Source organism: Pseudovibrio sp. W74 (assembly GCF_001623085.1).
Taxonomy (GTDB): domain Bacteria; phylum Pseudomonadota; class Alphaproteobacteria; order Rhizobiales; family Stappiaceae; genus Pseudovibrio.
The window spans coordinates 1-346 of sequence record NZ_LMCJ01000041.1 but is presented as its reverse complement, the minus strand read 5'-3'; the positions used below and the strand labels follow the sequence as shown (position 1 = coordinate 346).

Genomic DNA, 346 nt, shown 5'->3' with positions numbered 1-346 from the left:
ATCAAGAGACACAATATTGGTTTCGACCGGTGGTGGAGAGGCGACGCTGCGTGTCGCGTGACTGGAAAATCCTTTAGGGAAGGACGTGCCAGACAACGCATCAGTTAAAATTCCGCAGGTCTTGTTGAGTGCCTCTAGGCGGTCAGATAATGCATGGTGCAGAGTGAACAAAGCATCACGCTCGCAGCTGTTCTTCATCCGCTCGCTCAGCACCATATGCTGGATGTATGCAAGGTTCTGAAGATCAGAAACAACAACGTTTACTTCGTCAATTTCGTTTTGGAGAGTATTTGTGGCGCCACAGGCGCATGCAGTGTCGTCCATATTCAAAGCCTTCTTTTCTGGC

Annotated in this window: 1 pseudogene; it reads right to left on the bottom strand. The window is 49.4% G+C overall.

Features of this window, described 5'->3' with window-relative positions:
• Nucleotides 1–105: 105 nt before the first annotated feature.
• Nucleotides 106–324, bottom strand: a pseudogene (locus PsW74_RS19445) (hypothetical protein); the annotation flags it as partial.
• Between the last annotated feature and the right edge of the window lie 22 nt (nt 325–346).